This window comes from Pseudomonas sp. R3-41, from assembly GCF_054161485.1.
In genome coordinates this window covers 5,294,608-5,314,372 of the sequence record NZ_CP096421.1, presented here as the reverse complement: position 1 = coordinate 5,314,372, position 19,765 = coordinate 5,294,608, and the positions used below count along the sequence as shown (strand labels likewise).

The 19,765-nt window shown below is 59.8% G+C and carries 22 protein-coding genes and 1 tRNA gene; 13 read left to right on the top strand and 10 right to left on the bottom strand.

The genetic code is table 11. The features are described from left to right. Nucleotides 1-408 precede the first annotated feature (408 nt). Together M1D99_RS22815 and ygfZ are read right to left on the bottom strand one after the other, a co-directional pair. On the bottom strand, nt 409-1,230 hold the full coding sequence (locus M1D99_RS22815) for an HDOD domain-containing protein (protein WP_186704543.1): 822 nt from the start codon (nt 1,228-1,230) through the stop codon (nt 409-411). Nucleotides 1,231-1,265: 35 nt separating this feature from the next. After that, nucleotides 1,266-2,207 carry a CAF17-like 4Fe-4S cluster assembly/insertion protein YgfZ gene (gene ygfZ / locus M1D99_RS22810; RefSeq protein WP_434571829.1) on the bottom strand — a complete coding sequence of 314 codons (942 nt, stop codon included), beginning with the start codon at nt 2,205-2,207 and terminating at the stop codon, nt 1,266-1,268. A gap of 149 nt (nt 2,208-2,356) precedes the next feature. Here ygfZ and M1D99_RS22805 point away from each other — a divergent pair, with 149 nt between their 5' ends. Beyond that, on the top strand, nt 2,357-2,611 hold the full coding sequence (locus tag M1D99_RS22805; protein WP_003184348.1) for an FAD assembly factor SdhE: 255 nt from the start codon (nt 2,357-2,359) through the stop codon (nt 2,609-2,611). Continuing rightward, entirely contained in the window at nt 2,595-3,047 is a 453-nt protein-coding gene (locus tag M1D99_RS22800; RefSeq protein WP_434571827.1) for a protein YgfX, read from the top strand. The genes M1D99_RS22805 and M1D99_RS22800 overlap by 17 nt, the downstream gene beginning before the upstream one ends. On the opposite strand, the gene nadB is transcribed toward M1D99_RS22800, so the two are convergent. Continuing rightward, entirely contained in the window at nt 3,016-4,632 is a 1,617-nt protein-coding gene (gene nadB, locus M1D99_RS22795; RefSeq protein WP_186704546.1) for an L-aspartate oxidase, read from the bottom strand. The genes M1D99_RS22800 and nadB overlap by 32 nt on opposite strands. 559 nt (nt 4,633-5,191) lie before the next feature. Here nadB and rpoE point away from each other — a divergent pair. The 4 genes from rpoE (at nt 5,192) to M1D99_RS22775 (ending at nt 9,017) form a co-directional block, all read left to right on the top strand. Beyond that, complete coding sequence (rpoE, locus tag M1D99_RS22790) at nt 5,192-5,773, top strand: RNA polymerase sigma factor RpoE (RefSeq protein ID WP_003172477.1); 582 nt, start codon at nt 5,192-5,194, stop codon at nt 5,771-5,773. Nucleotides 5,774-5,804: 31 nt separating this feature from the next. Continuing rightward, entirely contained in the window at nt 5,805-6,392 is a 588-nt protein-coding gene (locus M1D99_RS22785) for a sigma-E factor negative regulatory protein (protein ID WP_053120046.1), read from the top strand. A 12-nt stretch (nt 6,393-6,404) separates the two neighbouring features. Beyond that, nucleotides 6,405-7,352 (top strand): MucB/RseB C-terminal domain-containing protein, encoded by a 948-nt coding sequence (locus M1D99_RS22780; RefSeq protein WP_186730562.1) that lies wholly within the window; start codon nt 6,405-6,407, stop codon nt 7,350-7,352. Between the two features lie 234 nt (nt 7,353-7,586). After that, nucleotides 7,587-9,017: a DegQ family serine endoprotease gene (locus tag M1D99_RS22775; RefSeq protein WP_186704548.1), complete on the top strand. Its 1,431-nt coding sequence runs from the start codon at nt 7,587-7,589 to the stop codon at nt 9,015-9,017. A 226-nt stretch (nt 9,018-9,243) separates the two neighbouring features. Here M1D99_RS22775 and M1D99_RS22770 read toward each other — a convergent pair whose 3' ends face one another. Continuing rightward, complete coding sequence (locus M1D99_RS22770; protein ID WP_186704549.1) at nt 9,244-10,677, bottom strand: M48 family metalloprotease; 1,434 nt, start codon at nt 10,675-10,677, stop codon at nt 9,244-9,246. A gap of 98 nt (nt 10,678-10,775) precedes the next feature. Between M1D99_RS22770 and M1D99_RS22765 the strand changes: the two genes are divergently transcribed. Beyond that, nucleotides 10,776-11,015: a sulfurtransferase TusA family protein gene (locus M1D99_RS22765; RefSeq protein WP_458130812.1), complete on the top strand. Its 240-nt coding sequence runs from the start codon at nt 10,776-10,778 to the stop codon at nt 11,013-11,015. Nucleotides 11,016-11,045: 30 nt separating this feature from the next. After that, nucleotides 11,046-12,116 carry an AI-2E family transporter gene (locus tag M1D99_RS22760; protein ID WP_186704550.1) on the top strand — a complete coding sequence of 357 codons (1,071 nt, stop codon included), beginning with the start codon at nt 11,046-11,048 and terminating at the stop codon, nt 12,114-12,116. Nucleotides 12,117-12,254: 138 nt separating this feature from the next. Here M1D99_RS22760 and M1D99_RS22755 read toward each other — a convergent pair whose 3' ends face one another. Beyond that, nucleotides 12,255-12,728: a peroxiredoxin gene (locus M1D99_RS22755; protein WP_186704551.1), complete on the bottom strand. Its 474-nt coding sequence runs from the start codon at nt 12,726-12,728 to the stop codon at nt 12,255-12,257. Nucleotides 12,729-12,738: 10 nt separating this feature from the next. Continuing rightward, nucleotides 12,739-13,299 (bottom strand): glycine cleavage system transcriptional repressor, encoded by a 561-nt coding sequence (locus M1D99_RS22750; protein ID WP_003184325.1) that lies wholly within the window; start codon nt 13,297-13,299, stop codon nt 12,739-12,741. Nucleotides 13,300-13,613: 314 nt separating this feature from the next. Between M1D99_RS22750 and dapA the strand changes: the two genes are divergently transcribed. The 5 genes from dapA (at nt 13,614) to M1D99_RS22725 (ending at nt 17,302) form a co-directional block, all read left to right on the top strand. Further along, nucleotides 13,614-14,492, top strand: a complete 879-nt coding sequence (dapA, locus tag M1D99_RS22745) for a 4-hydroxy-tetrahydrodipicolinate synthase (protein WP_186704552.1) — start codon at nt 13,614-13,616, stop codon at nt 14,490-14,492. 17 nt (nt 14,493-14,509) lie between these two features. Beyond that, entirely contained in the window at nt 14,510-15,625 is a 1,116-nt protein-coding gene (gene bamC / locus M1D99_RS22740) for an outer membrane protein assembly factor BamC (protein WP_186704553.1), read from the top strand. Nucleotides 15,626-15,629: 4 nt separating this feature from the next. Continuing rightward, nucleotides 15,630-16,388, top strand: a complete 759-nt coding sequence (locus M1D99_RS22735; RefSeq protein WP_250962750.1) for an MBL fold metallo-hydrolase — start codon at nt 15,630-15,632, stop codon at nt 16,386-16,388. Between the two features lie 27 nt (nt 16,389-16,415). Then, complete coding sequence (gene purC / locus M1D99_RS22730; protein WP_186635992.1) at nt 16,416-17,129, top strand: phosphoribosylaminoimidazolesuccinocarboxamide synthase; 714 nt, start codon at nt 16,416-16,418, stop codon at nt 17,127-17,129. Between the two features lie 83 nt (nt 17,130-17,212). Next, nucleotides 17,213-17,302 (top strand) — tRNA-Ser (locus tag M1D99_RS22725). A 204-nt stretch (nt 17,303-17,506) separates the two neighbouring features. Here the strand turns inward: M1D99_RS22725 and M1D99_RS22720 are convergent. The 4 genes from M1D99_RS22720 to M1D99_RS22705 all read right to left on the bottom strand — a co-directional run bounded on the left by M1D99_RS22720 (nt 17,507) and on the right by M1D99_RS22705 (nt 19,755). Continuing rightward, entirely contained in the window at nt 17,507-18,121 is a 615-nt protein-coding gene (locus M1D99_RS22720) for a hypothetical protein (protein WP_186635995.1), read from the bottom strand. A 352-nt stretch (nt 18,122-18,473) separates the two neighbouring features. Beyond that, a complete protein-coding gene (locus tag M1D99_RS22715; protein ID WP_458130811.1) occupies nt 18,474-18,740 on the bottom strand; it encodes a short-chain dehydrogenase in 267 nt (88 codons plus the stop codon). Between the two features lie 329 nt (nt 18,741-19,069). After that, nucleotides 19,070-19,474: a hypothetical protein gene (locus M1D99_RS22710; protein ID WP_186643715.1), complete on the bottom strand. Its 405-nt coding sequence runs from the start codon at nt 19,472-19,474 to the stop codon at nt 19,070-19,072. Then, the gene (locus M1D99_RS22705) at nt 19,474-19,755 is read right to left on the bottom strand and encodes a hypothetical protein (protein ID WP_186636004.1); all 282 of its coding nucleotides are present in this window, start codon (nt 19,753-19,755) and stop codon (nt 19,474-19,476) included. The genes M1D99_RS22710 and M1D99_RS22705 overlap by 1 nt, the downstream gene beginning before the upstream one ends. Nucleotides 19,756-19,765 lie beyond the last annotated feature (10 nt).

Below are 19,765 nucleotides of genomic sequence, written 5' to 3'. Positions count from 1 at the left end.
GCAGCCCTGAGCTTTTGCGGCCGCTACGCGACCGAGCGGGAGCAAGCTCCCTCGCCACAAAAGCGCTCCTGACCACAAAAGAGAGGCATGGCCAGAGAGGTCTTCATGGTTTCAGATGTTCCTAGTAGAGCATCGACCGCGCTTCTTCGATATCCGCGCATCTGGCGCAGATCACCTTGCACGACGGGCAGGAGCGTGGGTTGAAGGTGCGGGTGAGTTTTGTCCCGGGATAAACCTGGCGATGCAAAACCCTGTGGCGAGGGAGCTTGCTCCCGCAGGGTTGCGAAGCAGCCCTGAGCTTTTGCGGCCGCTACGCGACCGAGCGGGAGCAAGCTCCCTCGCCACAAAAGCGTTCCTGACCACAAAAGAGAGGCATGGCCAGAGAGGTCTTCATGGTTTCAGATGTTCCTAGTAGAACATAGACCGCGCTTCTTCGATATCCGCGCAGCGGGCCTTGTTTTCCGGGTCGATGCCCAGTTTCTTGAAGGCCGGGACGCCGAACACGTCGATCCTGGACAGCGGGTGGTCGGTGTCCTTGTAGCAGTACAGCGCAGCGACCTGCACCAGATCGACATAATCGATTTGCTTGGAGTCCCGGCTGAAATCCAGGTACAGGCCTGGCAGCTTCACCAACCGCTCCGGAAATTCCCAGACACTGAGCAACTTGTCCCCCAACACCGGGTGAATCGTCTCGATGACGTGGTTGAGGCTGACCGGGTCCGACAGCAATTCATTATTGTCTTGTGCATACGTGAGGATCGGTAGCACGCCGATTTGATGCACCAGCCCGCCCAATGCGGCCTGGTCGGGCTTGAGTTGGGTGTAGCCGCGACACAGCGCATAGCTGACGCCGGCGATCTCCAGGCTCTTGCGCCAGACTTCGCGCATCTTCAGTTCCACCACCTCGGAGCGGGCATGGAAAATCTGCTCCATGACCAGGCCGATGGCCAGGTTGCTGCTGTAGTTGACGCCCAATCGAGTGATGGCCGTGTGCAGGTCAGTGACTTCCTGGGTGGCGCGCAACAGCGGGCTGTTGACCACTTTTATCAGGCGTGCCGAGAGGGCCGTATCGCGGCCGATCACTTTGCTCAGGTTGCTGACGCTGATTTCCGGGTCTTCGGCGGCCCGGCGAATCTGCATGGCCACTTCCGGTAATGTTGGCAGAACCAGGTCGTCGTTATCGATGGCCTGTACCAAATCCCGTTGGACCTTATCCGCCAAATCGCTCATTTAGGTTCTCTAGAGTACTGCGGCAAATACTGCGATCAGCGCTGGATTTCGCGGTCGCGGTCCAGTTCGTAAGGCAGGTCCAACAATTGAAGGTTCGGGCCTTCCAAGGCACCGAGGTGCACATTGTCATCTTCTGCTGCTTCGGCCTGCAAAACCGCCAGCAGTTCAATGTTTCCCTCTCCGCGGGCGGCAATCACCACTTCGCCGATGGAACTGCCATGCGTGGGGGAGAACAGCGCCGTGCCGGGTTCCGGCAGTTCGCTGGCGTCCAGCTGCAGGCGATACAGGCGGCGCTTGAGCTTGCCCAGGTATTGCATGCGGGCAACGATTTCCTGGCCGGTGTAGCAGCCTTTCTTGAAACTGACGCCGCCGACGGCTTGAAGGTTGAGCATCTGTGGGATGAACAATTCGCGGGTGGCCGGCATGACCTGGCCGATCCCGGCGCGAATCTGACCCAGCAGCCACGGGTTCAGGTCCGCCTCGGCCAGGTCGGCGCCCAGGCGGGTGCGCAATGTTTGGGCCTGGTCGGCGGGCGCCCACAATTCGGCGCGGCCGGGGGAAACACGGATGGCGATCAAGGCTTCATGGCGCGCCACGCTGTCGGTGTCGCTCGGCAGTTCCAGGCCCAGGCCGGCCAGGGTCGTGTCGGCGTTTTCCAGGCCGAAGCGAACCCAGGCGGCGCTTTCGTCGGTGAGCTTGGATTTGGAGAACACGGCATATTTTTTCAGATCCGCCAGTTGCGGTTCGAGCAGTTCGGTGGCCATGGCCATCAACACGCCGTCGCCTTCGAGCAGGATGCGGAAACTCGATTGCATCCGGCCTTTCTGGGTGCAGCGAGCACCGAGGCTGGCCCGGCTGACGCTCAGGTAGTCGAGGTTGCAGGTCAATTGGCCTTGCAGGAATTTGCTGGCATCCACGCCGCGGACAGCGAGGACGCCTTCGTGGGACAGGGTGCAGAAAAAAGCGAAATCAGCCATGGGTCATCGCAGGGTAAAAAGTCTGGTAGACATCATAAGGGGACGCCCTTGAAATGGGTAGTTCACAAAGGATCGATGGCGCCCGACCAAAGCTGTCTGTTCCGCTGCGGTGGGGCCTGTATACTTGCGCTCTATTTGAGGAGCGCTCCATGGTCGAAGACGTTGAACTGAATCGCCTCTACTGGCACAGCCGCCGCGGCATGCTTGAGCTGGACGTGTTGCTGGTGCCGTTCGTGAAAGAGGTTTATCCCCATCTCAATGAAGTGGACCGTGCGTGCTACGTCCGCTTGCTCGAATGCGAGGATCAGGACATGTTCGGCTGGTTCATGGAACGCAGCGAATCCGAAGACCCTGAGTTGCAGCGCATGGTCCGGATGATCCTGGACCGTGTCCAGCCCAAGTAATCGCTTCGAATGCCGCTGGCAGGCCTCCGGGCAGTTGCTGGCGGCCTATCTGCTTGCCCAGGCGTTCGCCCTGGGTTCGTTGTTCCTGTTGTCCGTGCCGTCCTGGTGCGCAGCGCTTGGCGTCGTAGTGTGCCTGGCTCATGGCGCCTGGGTGATCCCTCGACATCTATTGCTGACCCAGCGCCGGGCTTTTTGCGGGTTGCGTCGTAACGCCACTGGCTGGCAGCTGTGGAACCGGGCCGACGGCTGGCGGGCTGTGCAATTGCGCCCCGACAGCCTGGCGCTGCCAATGATCATCGTGCTGCGCTTTCGCCTGCAGGGGGAGCGGCGGGTTCGCTCGCTGTGCGTGCCCCGCGACGCGCTGGCGCCGGATGTCCATCGGCGCCTGCGGGTGCAGCTCAGGTTCAGTCGGCGTAGGTGGGCGGCACCAGGATAGTGTCCAGCGCCTCGGGCAGCAGGTTCGGGTAGTCGAGGGTGTAATGCAGCCCCCGGCTTTCCTTGCGCTCCATGGCCGAGCGAATCATCAGTTCGGCCACCTGGGCCAGGTTGCGCAACTCGATCAGGTCGCGGCTGACTTTGTAGTTGCTGTAGAACTCGTCGATCTCATCCAGCAGCAAGCGCACCCGGTGCTGTGCCCGTTGCAGGCGCTTGTTGGTGCGCACGATGCCGACGTAGTCCCACATGAAGCGCCGCAGCTCGTCCCAGTTGTGAGCGATGATCACGTCTTCGTCAGAGTCGGTGACCTGGCTGGCGTCCCACGAGGGCAGGGCGGCCGGAATGGCGATCTGCGGCAACTGCTCGAGGATGTCCGCTGCCGCCGAGCGGGCGTAGACGAAACATTCCAGCAGCGAGTTGCTGGCCATGCGGTTGGCGCCGTGCAGGCCGGTGAAGCTGGTTTCGCCAATGGCGTAGAGGCCCGGCACGTCGGTGCGGCCGCGTTGATCGACCATCACGCCACCGCAGGTGTAATGTGCCGCTGGCACCACCGGGATCGGTTGCTTGGTGATGTCGATGGAGAATTCCAGGCAGCGCTCGTACACCGTCGGGAAGTGGCTCTTGATGAACGCTTCGGGCTTGTGGCTGATGTCCAGGTAGACGCAATCGATACCCAGGCGCTTCATTTCATGGTCGATGGCCCGGGCGACGATGTCCCGTGGTGCCAGTTCGGCGCGCGGGTCGAAGCGTTGCATGAAGCGTTCGCCGTTGGGGAGTTTCAAATGAGCCCCTTCGCCACGCAGGGCCTCGGTCACCAGGAAGCTCTTGGCCTGTGGGTGGTAGAGGCAGGTGGGGTGAAACTGGTTGAACTCCAGGTTCGCCACCCGGCAACCCGAGCGCCAGGCCATGGCGATGCCGTCGCCGCAGGCGCCGTCGGGGTTGCTGGTATAAAGGTAGACTTTCGCCGCACCCCCGGACGCCAGGATGACGAAGCGCGCGCCGTAGGTGTCGACTTCGCCGGTGCCGCGATTGAGCACGTAGGCGCCGAGGCAGCGATCACCGTCCAGGCCCAGGCGTTTTTCGGTGATCAGGTCGACCGCGACGCGCTGTTCCAGCAATTCGATGTTCGGCCGTTGTCGCGCCTGGGCGAGCAGGGTCTTGAAGATCGCCGCGCCCGTGGCGTCGGCTGCGTGAATGATGCGCCGATGGCTGTGGCCGCCTTCGCGGGTCAGGTGAAACTCGAAACCGCCGTCTTCGGTGCCCGATTGTTCGTCACGGGTAAACGGCACGCCTTGGTCGATCAGCCACTGGATGGCTTCCCGGCTGTGCTCGACCGTGAAGCGCACCGCTTGCGGATCGCAAAGGCCGCCGCCAGCGTTGAGGGTGTCGTCGACGTGGGATTCAATGGTGTCGGTATCGTCCAGCACGGCGGCGACGCCGCCCTGGGCCCAGAAGGTCGAACCGTTGGCCAGGTCGCCCTTGCTCAGGACGGCGATGCGCAAGTGCGCAGGCAAGGTCAGGGCCAGGCTCAATCCGGCGGCACCGCTGCCGATTACCAGAACATCATGTTGGAACTGTTGGCTCATTCGAATGGTTTCCGCTCAAGGCGACCCGGGTCGGGGTTGGCGCCAGACACCGCTTCAACGGGTCGGGCAGCCACGCAGCCCACTAGTATATAGAGGGGGGGATCGGCACAATAGCCGGGCATTCATGGCAATGTGAAACCAGTGTGACAGAAAAGCGGCACGCTTCGTCGGACCAGCCGGTTGGCTCTGAGTCGACAAAGGCGTCTGTTTCGAAGACAGAACGCTGTTTATCACGTCATGGTCGTCCATTATTCTATTTGCGACGCTGGAAATAGCGGGAACTTTTGCCAGGCGCCTACGTTCAATAGACGGTTGTCTGCAAAAGGGAGCAGCGTCGGGTTGATGCAGGATTTCGATTGGAATCCCTGCCAATAGGCCCGGCGACAGATTATTCGCGCAGCCGGGGAATCTCCTGCTGCGTTTTTCGTGCGTGCCGAGATCAGAGCGCGTCGGAAACTTGCTTGGAAGGGGGAGAACTTTTGCGAAAAGCCCGAGTCTATGTTTGCAAGCCCGGTCAATTAGTAATGCAAGCCTCCTTCGAGCTTATCGAGGAGTGTTCATGCTAACCCAGGAAGAGGATCAGCAGCTGGTCGAGCGCGTCCAACGCGGCGACAAGCGAGCTTTCGATCTGCTAGTGCTGAAATACCAGCACAAAATTCTCGGGTTGATCGTGCGTTTCGTGCACGACACCCATGAAGCGCAGGATGTCGCTCAGGAAGCCTTCATCAAGGCCTACCGCGCACTTGGTAATTTTCGCGGGGACAGCGCGTTTTACACGTGGCTTTACCGCATCGCCATCAACACGGCGAAAAACTATCTGGTTTCACGCGGCCGCCGGCCGCCGGATAGCGATGTAAGTTCTGAAGATGCCGAGTTCTACGATGGCGATCATGGCCTCAAGGATCTCGAATCACCGGAACGTGCGTTGCTGCGGGATGAGATCGAAGGCACCGTCCATCGAACCATCCAGCAACTGCCTGAAGATTTGCGTACGGCTTTAACTTTACGTGAGTTCGACGGTCTGAGTTACGAAGACATTGCGAGCGTCATGCAATGTCCTGTAGGCACCGTGCGCTCCCGGATTTTCCGCGCTCGGGAGGCCATTGATAAAGCCCTGCAACCGTTGTTGCAGGAAAACTAGAGACAGCGGCGACAGCCAAGAGAGGAACGCCATGAGTCGTGAAGCCCTGCAGGAATCGCTGTCCGCAGTTATGGACAACGAAGCGGACGAACTTGAATTACGTCGGGTATTGAATGCCTTCGACGATGTTGAAACACGTGAGACCTGGGCTCGTTACCAGATCGCCCGGGCTGTGATGCACAAGGACTTGTTGCTTCCTCGCCTGGACATCGCTGCCGCCGTTTCTGCTGCATTGGCTGACGAAGCCGTACCGGCAAAAGCATCTCGCGGACCATGGCGCAGCCTGGGTCGCCTGGCGGTAGCCGCGTCGGTCACCGTCGCTGTACTGGCGGGTGTACGCCTGTATAACCAGGATGAGATTGCCGGCGTGCAGATGGCGCAGCAGTCCAACCAGCCTGGCTTGGCCGCTCCACAGGTCAAGGGCCCAGCGGTATTGGCCGGTTACAGCGAAGGTTCGGAAACCGCAGGCCCAATGGCCAACGGTGTCCTGCAAGGCCAGCCTGGCTGGCATGATCAGCGCCTGCCCAACTACCTGCGTCAGCATGCCCAGCAAGCTGCCCTGAAAGGTACCGAAAGCGCGCTGCCTTACGCCCGTGCCGCCAGCCTGGAAAACCGTTAATAAGGAAAGCCATTGCGCGCCATACCTCTATTCACGCTTCTGCTTGGTGGCTGGTGTGCAATTCCAGCCCATGCCGATGAGGCTCAGGACTGGTTGAACCGCCTGAGTCAAGCCGAGCAACAGCAGAGCTTCCAGGGCACTTTCGTTTACGAGCGCAACGGTAGTTTTTCTACCCATAACATCTGGCATCGCGTCCAGGATGGCAAGGTCCGCGAGCGGTTACTCCAGCTCGACGGCTCGGCACAGGAAGTCGTGCGCATTGATGGGCATACTCAATGCGTAAGCGGCTCCTTGATCCCGGGGCTGGGCAATACGCCGGACAGCACTTCACGTGCGCTCGATCCGCAAAAACTCAAGAATTGGTATGACCTTGCAGTCATTGGCAAATCACGTGTGGCCGGACGTCAAACGGTCATCGTTGCGCTGACGCCCAAGGACCAGCATCGCTATGGCTTCGAGCTGCATCTGGACAGAGAAACCGGCCTGCCGCTCAAATCCTTGTTACTCAATGACAAGGGCCAGTTGCTCGAGCGCTTCCAGTTCACCCGCATGAATCTCGCCGCGCCCGCAGACGCTGATTTGCAGGCCAGCGCCGATTGCAAGGCCGTCACGCAGGATCCTGGCAAGGCCGTCGCGGCGAAAACCGCCTGGCACTCGGACTGGCTGCCGCCCGGCTTCGAGCTGACCAGCAGTACCGCGCGCAAGGACCCTGACTCCCAGGTCCAAGTCAGCAGCCTGATGTATGACGACGGGCTGGCGCGCTTCTCGGTGTTCCTGGAGCCGTTGAACGGTGCCAACGCCACCGATACCCGTACTCAACTCGGTCCGACGGCGGCCGTGTCTCGCAGACTGACGACGCCCCAGGGCGAAATGATGGTCACGGTGGTCGGTGAAATTCCTATCGGTACGGCGGAACGGATCGCGCTGTCCATGCGCTCTGACGTCACGGCGACCCAATAACCTGCTGGCTGCACGGGTGATTCGATTGCGCGAGAGGCCGATGACGCCAGGGCTGGATCGAAATGCCGAAACTTCCTGTCAGCATTTTCATTTGCAAAAACTCAGCTTTTTTTCTATAGGTCAGAGCCGCTCGGCTCTGGCCTTGTCTGTTCCCGGAACAAAAATACCGGCGTATCTTTCCCTGGTATTCCTTGCTCCATATCGCTTAACCATGCTCGTCGTAACGGGAGCCGTATGTCGATACCACGCTTGAAAACCTATCTCTCCATTTTTGCCACCGTGCTTGTGCTCGGCCAGGCCGTTCCTGCCGTGGCGGTGGAATTGCCCGATTTCACGCAACTGGTCGAGCAGGCTTCACCCGCCGTGGTGAACATCAGCACCACCCAGAAGCTGCCGGATCGCCGTGTATCGGACCCGCAGATGCCGGACCTGGAAGGCTTGCCGCCCATGCTGCGGGAGTTCTTCGAGCGCGGCATGCCGCAACAGCCGCGCTCGCCCGGTGGTGGCCGCCAGCGCGAAGCGCAATCCCTGGGCTCGGGGTTCATCATTTCGCCTGATGGCTACATCCTGACCAACAACCATGTGATCGCCGACGCCGACGAAATCCTGGTGCGCCTGGCCGACCGTAGCGAACTCAAGGCCAAGCTGATCGGCACCGACCCACGTTCCGACGTGGCGCTGTTGAAAATCGAAGGCAAGGACCTGCCGGTGCTCAAGCTGGGCAAATCCCAGGACCTGAAAGCCGGCCAATGGGTGGTGGCCATCGGTTCGCCGTTCGGCTTCGACCACACCGTGACCCAGGGCATCGTCAGCGCCATCGGTCGCAGCCTGCCGAACGAAAACTACGTGCCGTTCATCCAGACCGACGTGCCGATCAACCCGGGTAACTCCGGTGGCCCGCTGTTCAACCTTGATGGTGAAGTGGTCGGCATCAACTCCCAGATCTATACCCGTTCGGGCGGCTTCATGGGCGTGTCCTTCGCCATTCCGATCGACGTGGCCATGGACGTGTCCAACCAGCTGAAAAGCGAAGGCAAGGTCAGCCGTGGCTGGTTGGGCGTGGTGATCCAGGAAGTGAACAAGGATCTGGCCGAGTCGTTCGGGCTGGATAAACCTGCCGGTGCGCTGGTGGCGCAGATCCAGGAAGGTGGCCCGGCTGCCAAGGGCGGCCTGCAAGTGGGTGACGTGATCCTGAGCATGAACGGCCAGCCGATCGTCATGTCCGCCGACCTGCCGCACCTGGTGGGCGCTCTCAAGGCCGGCGCCAAGGCTAATCTGGAAGTGATCCGCGAAGGCAAGCGCAAGAACGTCGAACTGACCGTCGGCGCCATTCCTGAAGAAGGCAAGGAACTGGATTCGCTGCCAAAATCCGGCGTCGAGCGCAGCAGCAACCGCCTGGGCGTGGCCGTGGTCGAGCTGACCGAAGAGCAGAAACGCACCCTGGAACTGCAGGGTGGTGTAGTGATCAAGGAAGTGCAGGACGGTCCTGCCGCGCTGATCGGTCTCCAGCCGGGCGACATCATCACGCACCTGAACAACCAGGCCATTGGTTCGGCCAAGGAGTTCACCGACATCGCCAAGGCATTGCCGAAGAATCGTTCGGTGTCGATGCGGGTCCTGCGCCAGGGGCGCGCGAGCTTCATCACGTTCAAGCTGGCCGAATGACCGGTTAGCCGCTGAAAAAAACCGCCTCCAAAGAATTAATGCAGTTACTCAAGAGAGACGATGGACCTGTGGCGAGGGAGCTTGCTCCCGCTTGAGCGCGAAGCGCTCACAAAAAGGGCCGCTTCGCAGCCCAGCGGGAGCAAGCTCCCTCGCCACGGTTTTTTCGATCGACTTAAGTGAGCCGCATTAGCTCGAGAGAGGCGGTTTTTTATTGCCTGGCCAATGCTCAGCCCATCATGTCCTTGACCATGCGCTCCTGCTCCATGAGTTCCCGCTGGCGCGCATCGATGCGTGACGAAAGGGGGAAGTTAGTGCCGGCGCGCCGTTTGGCGAAGTCCAGTTGCTGGATGGCCTGGCGGTAATCGCCCACCAGGGCGAAGTACTCGGCACGGGCCTGATGCAGGCCAATGATGTTGCCGGACAGCCCACGGGTCTCGGCCACCATGTACCAGACGTCCGGATCGTCCGGGCGCGACTTGAGCAAGGTTTCCAGGGCCTTCTCGGCGTCGGCGGGACGGTTCTGCTTGAGCAGCAGGTCGACGCGGACCTGGTTGAGCGGATAATTGCCCGGGTACTGGCTCAGCATCCGGTCGACGCGGGACTGAGCGTCGGCCAGTTTGTTGCTGGTGATGTCCAGGTCCACCAGGGCGAGGTTGTAGATGATCTCGTTGGGTGATTTGGCCAGCAACGGCTTGAGGTTCTCCCGAGCTTCGTTCAACTGGCCACCCTTGATCTGCGCGATCGCCAGGCCATAGCGTGCCACGTCGTTCTTCGGGTTTTCGTCCAGCTGTGCCCGGAAGCGCTTGGCGGCCAGGCCCGGGGTTTCTTCATAGGTCAGTTGGACCCGTGCACGAATCAATTGATAGCGCACGCTGTCCTCGATGCCGCCCGGCCTGGCCTGTTCGGCGCGGTTACGGGTGTCGGCGATCCGCGATTCGGTCACCGGGTGAGTCAGCAGGAATTCCGGGGGCCTGGCGTCGAACCGATACTGGCGCATCAGGCGCTCGAACATGGTGGGCATGGACCGCGGGTCATAGCCGGCCTTTTCCAGGTTCTGGATGCCGATGCGGTCGGCTTCCTGTTCGTTCTGGCGCGAGAAGCGTCGTTGTTCCTGGATGGCGGCGGCCTGGGTCCCGGCGATGGCGGCGATCCCGGCGTCACCGCCACCGGCGGCGGCAATCACGATGCCGGCCAGCAGTGCGGCCATCATCGGCACCTGCATGCGTTGCTGGGCTTCGACGCCACGGGCGAAGTGGCGCTGTGACAAGTGGGCCAGTTCGTGGGCCATGACCGAGGCGTATTCGCCTTCGGTCTGGGCGTTGAGGAACAGGCCGCCGTTGACCCCGACGATCCCGCCCGGTGCGGCGAAGGCGTTGAGCTGCGGGCTGTTGATCAGGATGAATTCCAGGCGCCGGTCATTGACCTGGCTGGTCTCCACCAGCTTGTAGACGCTGGTTTCGACGTAGTCCTTGAGCTGTGGATCGTTGAGCTGTGAAACCTGGCTGCGCAGCAGGGCCAGCCAGGCGCGGCCCAACTGGTGTTCCTGTTCTGGTGAGACGATGGCAGAACTGGCATCGCCAAGTGACGGCAAGTCGTCGGCGAAGCCCGGTGAGGCAAGCAGGCAAGCGAGCGTCAGCAGGGTGGGGCGCAGAAATGTCATGCACGAGGCCTTAGTTGACAAAGACCCTACTGTAGCCGGACACCGGGCCCGGGACCAGATATTCTAGGCCGCTCAACGACCTGCCGCGGAGCGAACCCATGACTGATGCTGTAGCCCACAATGCCGAACTGGACGCCAGCGGCCTGAACTGTCCGTTGCCGTTGCTCAAGGCCAAGCTGGAACTCAATCGCCTGGCCAGCGGCAGTGTGCTCAAGGTGATCGCCACGGATGCGGGCTCGCAACGTGACTTTCGCACCTTCGCCCGATTGGCCGGTCATACGCTGCTGCGTGAAGAAGACGAAAACGGCGTCTACCGTTATTGGCTGAAAAAAGCCTGAAAACACCGACAGCGTCCTTAAGGATTTTTAATGTTCAAAGTGTTACGCGACTGGATTCAGCGCTACTTCTCCGATGAAGAGGCGGTGGTCCTGGCAGTGCTGTTGTTCCTGGCCTTTACCGCCGTGCTCACGTTGGGCGGCATGCTGGCGCCGGTGCTGGCGGGGATGGTGCTGGCGTACCTGATGCAAGGGCTGGTCACGACGCTGGAGCGTCTGCGGCTGCCCGGCACCGCGGCAGTGGGGCTGGTGTTCGCCCTGTTCATGGGTGTGCTGGTGGTGTTTCTCGTGGTGATCGTGCCGTTGCTCTGGCACCAGTTGGTGACCTTGTTCAATGAGTTGCCAGGCATGCTCGCCAAATGGCAATCCTTGCTGTTGCTGCTGCCCGAGCGTTATCCGCACCTGGTCTCCGATGAGCAAGTGCTGCAGACCATCGAAGTGGTGCGCGGCGAAATTGGCAAGTTCGGCCAATGGGCGCTGACGTTTTCGCTGTCCAGCCTGCCGCTGCTGGTCAACATCATGATCTACCTGGTGCTGGTGCCGATCCTGGTGTTTTTCTTCCTCAAGGACCGGGAAATGATCGGGCGTTGGGTCCGTGGCTACCTGCCGCGCGAGCGGGCGCTGATTACCCGCGTGGCTCAGGAGATGAACCGGCAGATCGCCAATTACATTCGCGGAAAAGTCATCGAGATTTTTATCTGCGGTGGCGTGACTTACATCGGCTTCGTGACCATGGGGCTCAATTACGCTGCGCTGTTGGCGCTGCTGGTGGGCATTTCGGTGGTGGTGCCTTACGTCGGCACGGTGGTGGTGACCGTGCCGGTGGCCTTGATTGCGCTGTTCCAATGGGGCTGGAGCGATCAGTTCATCTACCTGATGGCGGTCTACGGGATCATCCAGACCTTGGACGGCAACGTGCTGGTCCCGCTGCTGTTCTCCGAGGCGGTGAACCTGCACCCGGTGGCGATCATCTGCGCAGTGCTGCTGTTTGGCGGGCTGTGGGGGTTCTGGGGGGTATTCTTTGCGATTCCCCTGGCGACGCTGTTCAAGGCGGTGCTGGATGCGTGGCCGAGCAAGGAGCCGGTGGTGGCGCCGTTGTTGTAGCTTGATTATTCAGGTGATGCTGATGGCCCCTTCGCGAGCAAGCCCGCTCCCACATTGGATCTGCGGTGACTTGGTCAACACAGACCCCCTGTGGGAGCGGGCTTGCTCGCGAAGGGCCTGAACAGGCCCAAGGTAAAATCAGCCCTTGTCGAGGGCCTGGGCCGCCGCCAACACCGCATCCACATGTCCCGGCACTTTCACACCACGCCATTCCTGGCGCAGCACACCCTCCTTGTCGATCAGGAAGGTGCTGCGATCAACGCCCAGGTATTCCTTGCCATAGAGCTTTTTCAGCTTGATCACGTCGAACAATTGGCAGATAGCCTCGTCCTTGTCGCTGATCAGCTCGAACGGGAACTCCTGTTTGCACTTGAAGTTCTCGTGGGACTTGAGGCTGTCCCGGGAGACGCCGAACACTTCAGTGTTGGCGGCTTGGAATTGTGCATATTGATCGCGAAAACCCTGGCCTTCGGTGGTGCAGCCAGGGGTGCTGTCCTTGGGGTAAAAATAGATCACCACCTGCTTGCCCTTGAGGGCGGCGAGGCTGATCGTCTGCCCGCTGGTGGCAGGCGCTTGGAAATCGGTAACCGGCTGGTCGACGGCAACGGCCATGAACGCTTCCTTACATTGGGTTTTGTGGGCGCCACGGCTCGATCAGGGCATCCAGGTTCATCGCATCGGCGAAGTCCAGGAACTGATCGCGCAGCCAACTGATCTGGGTGCCGGCCGGCAGGGTCACGGTGAACGTGGCGTTGAGCATGGTGCCGCCGGTCTGCGGAGCCTGATAGGTGTCGCAGGTCAGGTTTTCCAGCTCGACGTGATGGTCCATGAAGAACTGGCACAGCTCGTTGATGATGTCCGGACGGTAGGCCGAACTCACGTAGGCCACGTAGGGCAGGGCCTGGGGACGGTTCTCCAGGGCGGCGCTGCGCACCACGTTGACGGTAAAGGCATGCTTCTTGGCCAGCACCGGCAGGCTGCCTTCCAGGCGCGCCAGGGCGTCCCAGCTGCCGGAGATCTCGAGCACGAGTGCACTGCATTCGCCATGACGGGTCAGGCGTGAGGTCACGACGGCGCAGCGATTTTCATGGCTGGCGCGGCACAGGACGTTAGTCAGCTCCATGGGGTTGGCGCCGAGGGCACTGATAACAAGGAATTGTTCGCGGACTGTGGGGGTGGACATGCAGCATTCCTAAAGCGATGAGCGGTCGGTACCTTTGCCGCTCGACACGACGCCCGGCCCCGGAAAACGAACGGCTCAAGCCTGGTGCCCGGGGTTGTGCTGCATTCCGCGACAACAGGAATGCACCAGGACAAACCCGGGATCGGGGCTTGTGACGTCGAAAACGGAGGCTGGAAACCGGCGTATGAGCTTGTCGGTACCGATCAAAGCCTGAAGGGTAGCGAAAACCAACGCCAAGGGGAATGGTAGTTCGCTTGTACAAGCATCTTGGCGCCAGTACCATTACGCTCTCTTTTTCCGGCAGGAGCGGTTTCATGATTGCGGGCAGTATGGTGGCTCTGGTCACACCCATGGATGCAGACGGGCGTCTTGACTGGGACAGCCTCAGCAAACTCGTGGACTTCCACCTTGAAAACGGCACCCATGCCATTGTCGCCGTCGGTACCACCGGCGAGTCGGCAACGCTTGATGTAGAAGAACACATCGCCGTGATCAAAGCCGTGGTCAAGCAGGTTGCCGGGCGCATTCCGGTCATCGCCGGCACGGGCGCCAACTCGACCCGCGAAGCCGTCGAGCTGACCCGCAACGCCAAGGAAGCCGGTGCCGACGCCTGCCTGCTGGTCGTCCCGTACTACAACAAGCCGACCCAGGAAGGCTTGTACCAGCACTTCAAGCACATTGCCGAAGCCGTCGACATCCCGCAGATCCTCTACAACGTTCCCGGTCGCACCTCCTGCGACATGCAGGCCGAGACCGTGATCCGCCTGTCCACCGTGCCGAACATCATCGGCATCAAGGAAGCCACCGGCGACATGAAGCGCGCCAAGGCCATCCTCGATGGCGTGGGCAAGGACTTCATCGTGCTGTCCGGTGATGATCCGACCGCCGTCGAACTGATCCTGCTGGGTGGCAAGGGCAACATCTCCGTCACTGCCAACGTCGCGCCGCGCGAAATGGCCGACCTGTGCGAGGCCGCGCTCAAGGGCGACGCCGAGACCGCACGGGCCATCAACGAAAAACTGATGCCGTTGCACAAGGACCTGTTCATCGAGGCCAACCCGATTCCGGTGAAGTGGGCCTTGGTCGAAATGGGCTTGATGCACGATGGCATCCGCCTGCCACTGACCTGGTTGAGCACCCCCTGTCACGAACCGCTGCGGCAGGCCCTGCGCCAGTCCGGCGTCCTGGTTTAATTGAGGAAGTACAACGCATGAAGCGAATGGCCGGACTTTCCGCACTTGCCTTGATTATCTCCAGCACCAGCGGCTGCGGATGGATCTGGGGGCCGGAGGGTTACTTCCGCGACCGTGGTAGTGATTACCTGCAAGCGCAACAGACTGCACCGATGCAACTGCCGCAAGACGTCAGCGTCGCCAAGCGCCTGGATCCGTTGCTGCCGATCCCGCGCAACGTCGCGGACGACAGCGTCAAGGGCGAATACATCGTTCCTCGTCCACAGCCGCTGTCGGCCGTGGCCGATGCCAGCGACTACACCCTGCAGAAAAGCGGCGATTCCAGCTGGGTCATGGGCCAGCACCCACCGGCTGAAGTCTGGCCCGTGGCGATCCAGTTCTTTCAGGACAACGGTTTCCGCCTGGACGAACAGCGCCCGCAAACCGGCGAGTTCACCACCACCTGGCAGCGTTCCGATGAACTGTCCGCCGCCATGGCCAAGCGTCTGAGCGCCGCCGGTGTCGCGGCCGACAGCGAAACCCGCGTGCGGGTGCGCATCGAGCCGGGCGTGCAGCGCAACACCAGTGAAATCTACGTGGTCAGCGCCGAGCGTCCTGCCGGCAGCACCGCCGACGTGGCCTTCACCAACCGTTCGGTCAATACCGGTCTCGACGCTGCGCTGGTGGACGACATGCTTGCCAGCATGAGCCGTACCGCAGAGCAGGGCGGTTCGGTGTCGATGCTGGCGACCCGGGACTACGACACCCCGAGCCGCGTCAGCCTGAACGAAGACGGCAGCGGCAACCCGGTGCTCAACGTCGGCTCCGACCTGGACCGTGCCTGGTCGAGCGTTGGCCGTGCGCTGGAGCAGGGCGAGTGGCGCGTTGAGGACATCAACCGCAGCCTGGGCCTGTACTACATCAACCTGGCTGAAAAGGCCGAGAGGAAAGACGAGAAGCCTGGCTTCTTCAGTGGCCTGTTCGGCAGCAAGCCGGACAAGGAAGAAGTCGAAGCCCGCGCCGAGCGTTACCAGGTTCGCCTGAGCAAGGTCGGCGACAACGTCCAGGTCACCGTCGAGAAAAACATCAATACCGTGGCGCCGGCCGATGTGGCCCGCAAGGTGTTGAGCGTGATTCAGGACAACCTGGGCTGATCCGATGCGTTTTGCCGTTCTCGGCAGCGGTAGCCAGGGCAACGGCACGCTGATCGCCAGCGCCGGCACGTACGTGCTGGTCGATTGTGGTTTCTCCCTGCGGGAAACCGAGAAACGCCTGTTGCGCCTGGGTGTGCACCCGGCGCAACTGAGCGCGATACTCGTGACCCACGAACATGCCGACCACGTGCATGGCGTGGGTTTGCTGTCTCGGCGCTACAATGTGCCGGTGTACCTGAGCCGTGGCACGCTGGAAGGCTTGCGCAAGCCCATCGAGCCGGCCGGTTTCGTGGCCGGTGGCGAGCAACTGCGTATCGGTGGCCTGGACATCAGCGTGGTCAGCGTGGCCCACGATGCCCGGGAGCCAACGCAGTATGTGTTCAGTGACGGCGAGCGGCGCTTCGGCTTGCTCACCGACCTGGGGTCGTATTGCGACAGGGTGATGGACAGTTACCGGGACCTCGATGCGTTGATGATCGAGTCCAACCACTGCCGTGACATGCTGGCCCGTGGTTACTACCCGTACTTTCTCAAGCAGCGGGTCGGCGGGGAGCACGGACATTTGAACAACCACCAGGCCGCGTTCCTGGTGGCCGAGTTGGGCTGGCAAGGCCTGCAACACCTGGTCCTGGCCCATCTGAGCAGCAAGAACAACCTGCCGCAGCTGGCCCGGCAATGTTTTGTCGACACCCTCGGGTGCGACCCGGACTGGCTGCAACTGGCCGATCAAGATTCAGGGCTCGACTGGCGACATATCGCCTAGCCCACTACTTAGCAAGCGGAGCCCATCATGGAAAAACGTGAAGAACTCTACCGCGGCAAAGCCAAGTCGGTTTACAAGACCGACGACGCTGACCGCTTGATCCTGCTGTTTCGCAACGACACCTCGGCGTTCGACGGCAAGCGCATCGAACAGCTCGACCGCAAGGGCATGGTGAACAACAAGTTCAACGCCTTCATCATGCAGAAACTCGAAGCCGCCGGCGTGCCGACCCAGTTCGACAAGCTGCTGGGCGACAACGAATGCCTGGTCAAGAAGCTGGACATGATCCCGGTCGAATGCGTCGTGCGTAACTACGCCGCCGGCAGCCTGGTCAAGCGCCTGGGCGTGGAAGAGGGCATGAAGCTCAACCCCTACACCTTCGAGCTGTTCCTGAAGGACGACGCCAAGGGCGATCCCTTCATCAACGAATCCCACGTCGTGGCCTTCGGTTGGGGCACCAGCGAACAACTGGCGCGCATGAAGGAATTGTCCCTCAAGGTCAACGAAGTGCTGACCAAGCTGTTCGACGACGCTGGCCTGCTGCTGGTGGACTTCAAGCTTGAATTCGGCGTGTTCAGCGATGGCTCCATCGTCCTGGGCGACGAATTCAGCCCGGACGGCTGCCGCCTCTGGGACAAGGACACCAAGAAGAAGATGGACAAGGACCGCTTCCGCCAAGGCCTCGGTGACGTCATCGAAGCCTACGAAGAAGTCGCCCAGCGCCTGGGTGTACCGCTGTAATCGACGCAAGCATCTGATAGCACGGAAAAAATTTCGCCCGGGGGTTCGCTTCCGGCAAATGTGCTGGTATGATGCGCGCCACTGGAGAGATGCCGGAGTGGCCGAACGGGACGGATTCGAAATCCGTTGTACTGGCGACAGTACCTAGGGTTCAAATCCCTATCTCTCCGCCATAATTGTGTATGACTAAGCCCCTGAAATTGTTGAACATTTCAGGGGCTTTTTCGTTTCTTGCGTTTGGTTTAGGGGGGAGCTAAAGGGCTCGCTATGATGCCGTCTCAGAATGCTCTGTGAATGCGGTTGATAGGTTAGCTATCGACTTGGGAGAAGGGCGGGAGATACGACTTGTAGACGCGTGGTTGTTGGCCCAGCTCTTTTTAACGACTGGTTTTCCCCGTATTGGCATCTAGGTAGACTTTGTTGCTTAGGGACATACCGCCGCAATACGTGAAGTACATCCCCGGGCCCCTATTGCTCGAAGCCATCCACCCTCCCATCTCTATGAAGTCTCCTTCCGTACAGGTTCCTTCGTCTATGAGTTGGCGAGCGGCCTGGGAAAATTTGGCCTTGTAGATTCTGTAGTCGTCCGAACCTTTGATGAGGGAATCATCGCCGGTTGCGTTCTCTGCGGGGTCATTAGGACGATTCTTACTAAAATCTTTGATTTGGACCCATTCGGCGAATTTTCCTTCTCTAATGCCGTTGGCACTGGTGCAGGCTTTGTTCCCGTCTTTCACATACTCGCTTTTACCTCCAACACAAGATGCTGAGTACGCCTTGGTGATACGGGCCCAATCTCCTTTTCTTTCTAAAACGTCTACCCCCTCCCTAAACATTAGACGGCCTGCTACTCCACACTCGGTAGAAGGACAGGTGTGTCTGGCGGTGCGATCAGTGGTCACCCACAGCTTGCTTTCCGCCAGCGCATGGATTGAGAGTGTTTGAAGTACGCTGTAAATCGAGAGGCTGAGAATGAAACTTCCGATTTTCATTGGTTTACGCCTTGATGATTTATATTTTTCCAGTTCCGTGTTTTTTCAAAAAGTGCGGAAGTTTTAACGACTGGCATCCAAGCCTACTTTGTAATAGGAAGCTTGCCAGTGATTACAAATCTATCGAACACTTTCTGACCATCACGTGCAGCTTGTCGAACGTCAAGAAATGTCAGCTCTTCGTGAGTGACTTTTCTGCGCGCTTTCTCGACTTTTTTATAGTAGCCATCGGAGCCTCCGAGGTGCGTTGATCAGCTTATGTGATTAATCGAGTCTGGGTAAACCGGAGGGTTTCAGTGTCATCGAACCATGCTCGTTTCGACGAAATGGGCCCCGTGAGAGGCCCTTTGAGCTAGGCCGGCTCTGCATCCAATCGCCGGGCAATGACATCGAGCACGTCGCAGCCATCCCTCAAGGAGATGCAGCATAGTTGTGCAAAGTCCTGGAGGACCACTGACTCACTCGGAATATCTCCTCGCATGGCGAGGTTCTCTAGAAACTGGGTGACCGCGCGAATTCTATAGCCCGCCGTGTCGAGCAGGATGTGCAAAGGTGCAGAGGTATCGACGAAGAGGGGTTGATCGTCGGCATTGTTGGTAAGAGCCATGTATCTATTCATTTCAAACTCCGTTTGATTGAGGGCTTTTCTTACCATTTGTCATTGGGTCGCCAAACCCAAGCCGCTCTTACGAACGACAATTGGAATATAGAGCCCTTCTGTAGAAATCATCAATCAGATGATGCGTAAGAAGATTCCCTGAATTATGTGGGCTGGAAATGTCAGAAAATTCCCCTTCTGCAATTGCGTCCCGCCGCCCTTTTTATTGCGCCCCACCCCATTCTGGGATCTAAATAATCACGGCGTTTCGGTCGCAGTTTTGCGGCAGGTCGTCAGCAATCCAACGCCGGCCCGCTTGGGTACGCTGGGCGTCGGCGAGCCGATAAAGACTATTTCTGACGTTTGGCTTTGGCGGCTTTTTGCACGGCTGGGTAGTAACTGATGTCCAGCCTCCCCATCTTCGGCAAGGGGACGCAGGCATAGACGCTTTGGTTCGGTGCAAACCAATCTGAATCGAATAAAACCTGGACTTCATGATTCAAATCGAACTTTGTCCGGTGGGTCAGCCCGCTTGAAGAAAAACCAGGATCTGCGGGATCTAACACAAACTCACCTGGGTAAAGCTTCTCGGTTTTTTGAGTCGTTCCATAGGCGATCCTTACGGCGTGGTCGTCATCAAAAACAGCGACTATTAAACCGGGTCGAGCTTTTGGGCCGGGTTTCCCGACAACCTCTGGAAAATGGCACCAGACAAAATCGCCTGGTGCAGGCAGTGGACGAAAAGGAACGGTCATTAATAGAGCCTTCTGGTTACGCGTTCCTCCGGAATATCCGTAGCAGGGCTAGCGGCACGAATCGCGGCGATTTGTTCTTGGGTCAACGGGCCGTCATCCAGCTCGTACTTTGGTAAATAACGGTCAGCTAGCTGACGCAGTGCGAGGTGAGCGATTTCGGTTTTACTCAGGCCGGTCTGACGCATAAGTAACTCGATGGTCGAGAGACTGACCCCCGTCGGTGTGTCCTGTTTACGTAACCGCAGCAGGAAGCTTTCGGATTTTTCAGCGATGCTGGGCATGATGTGCTCC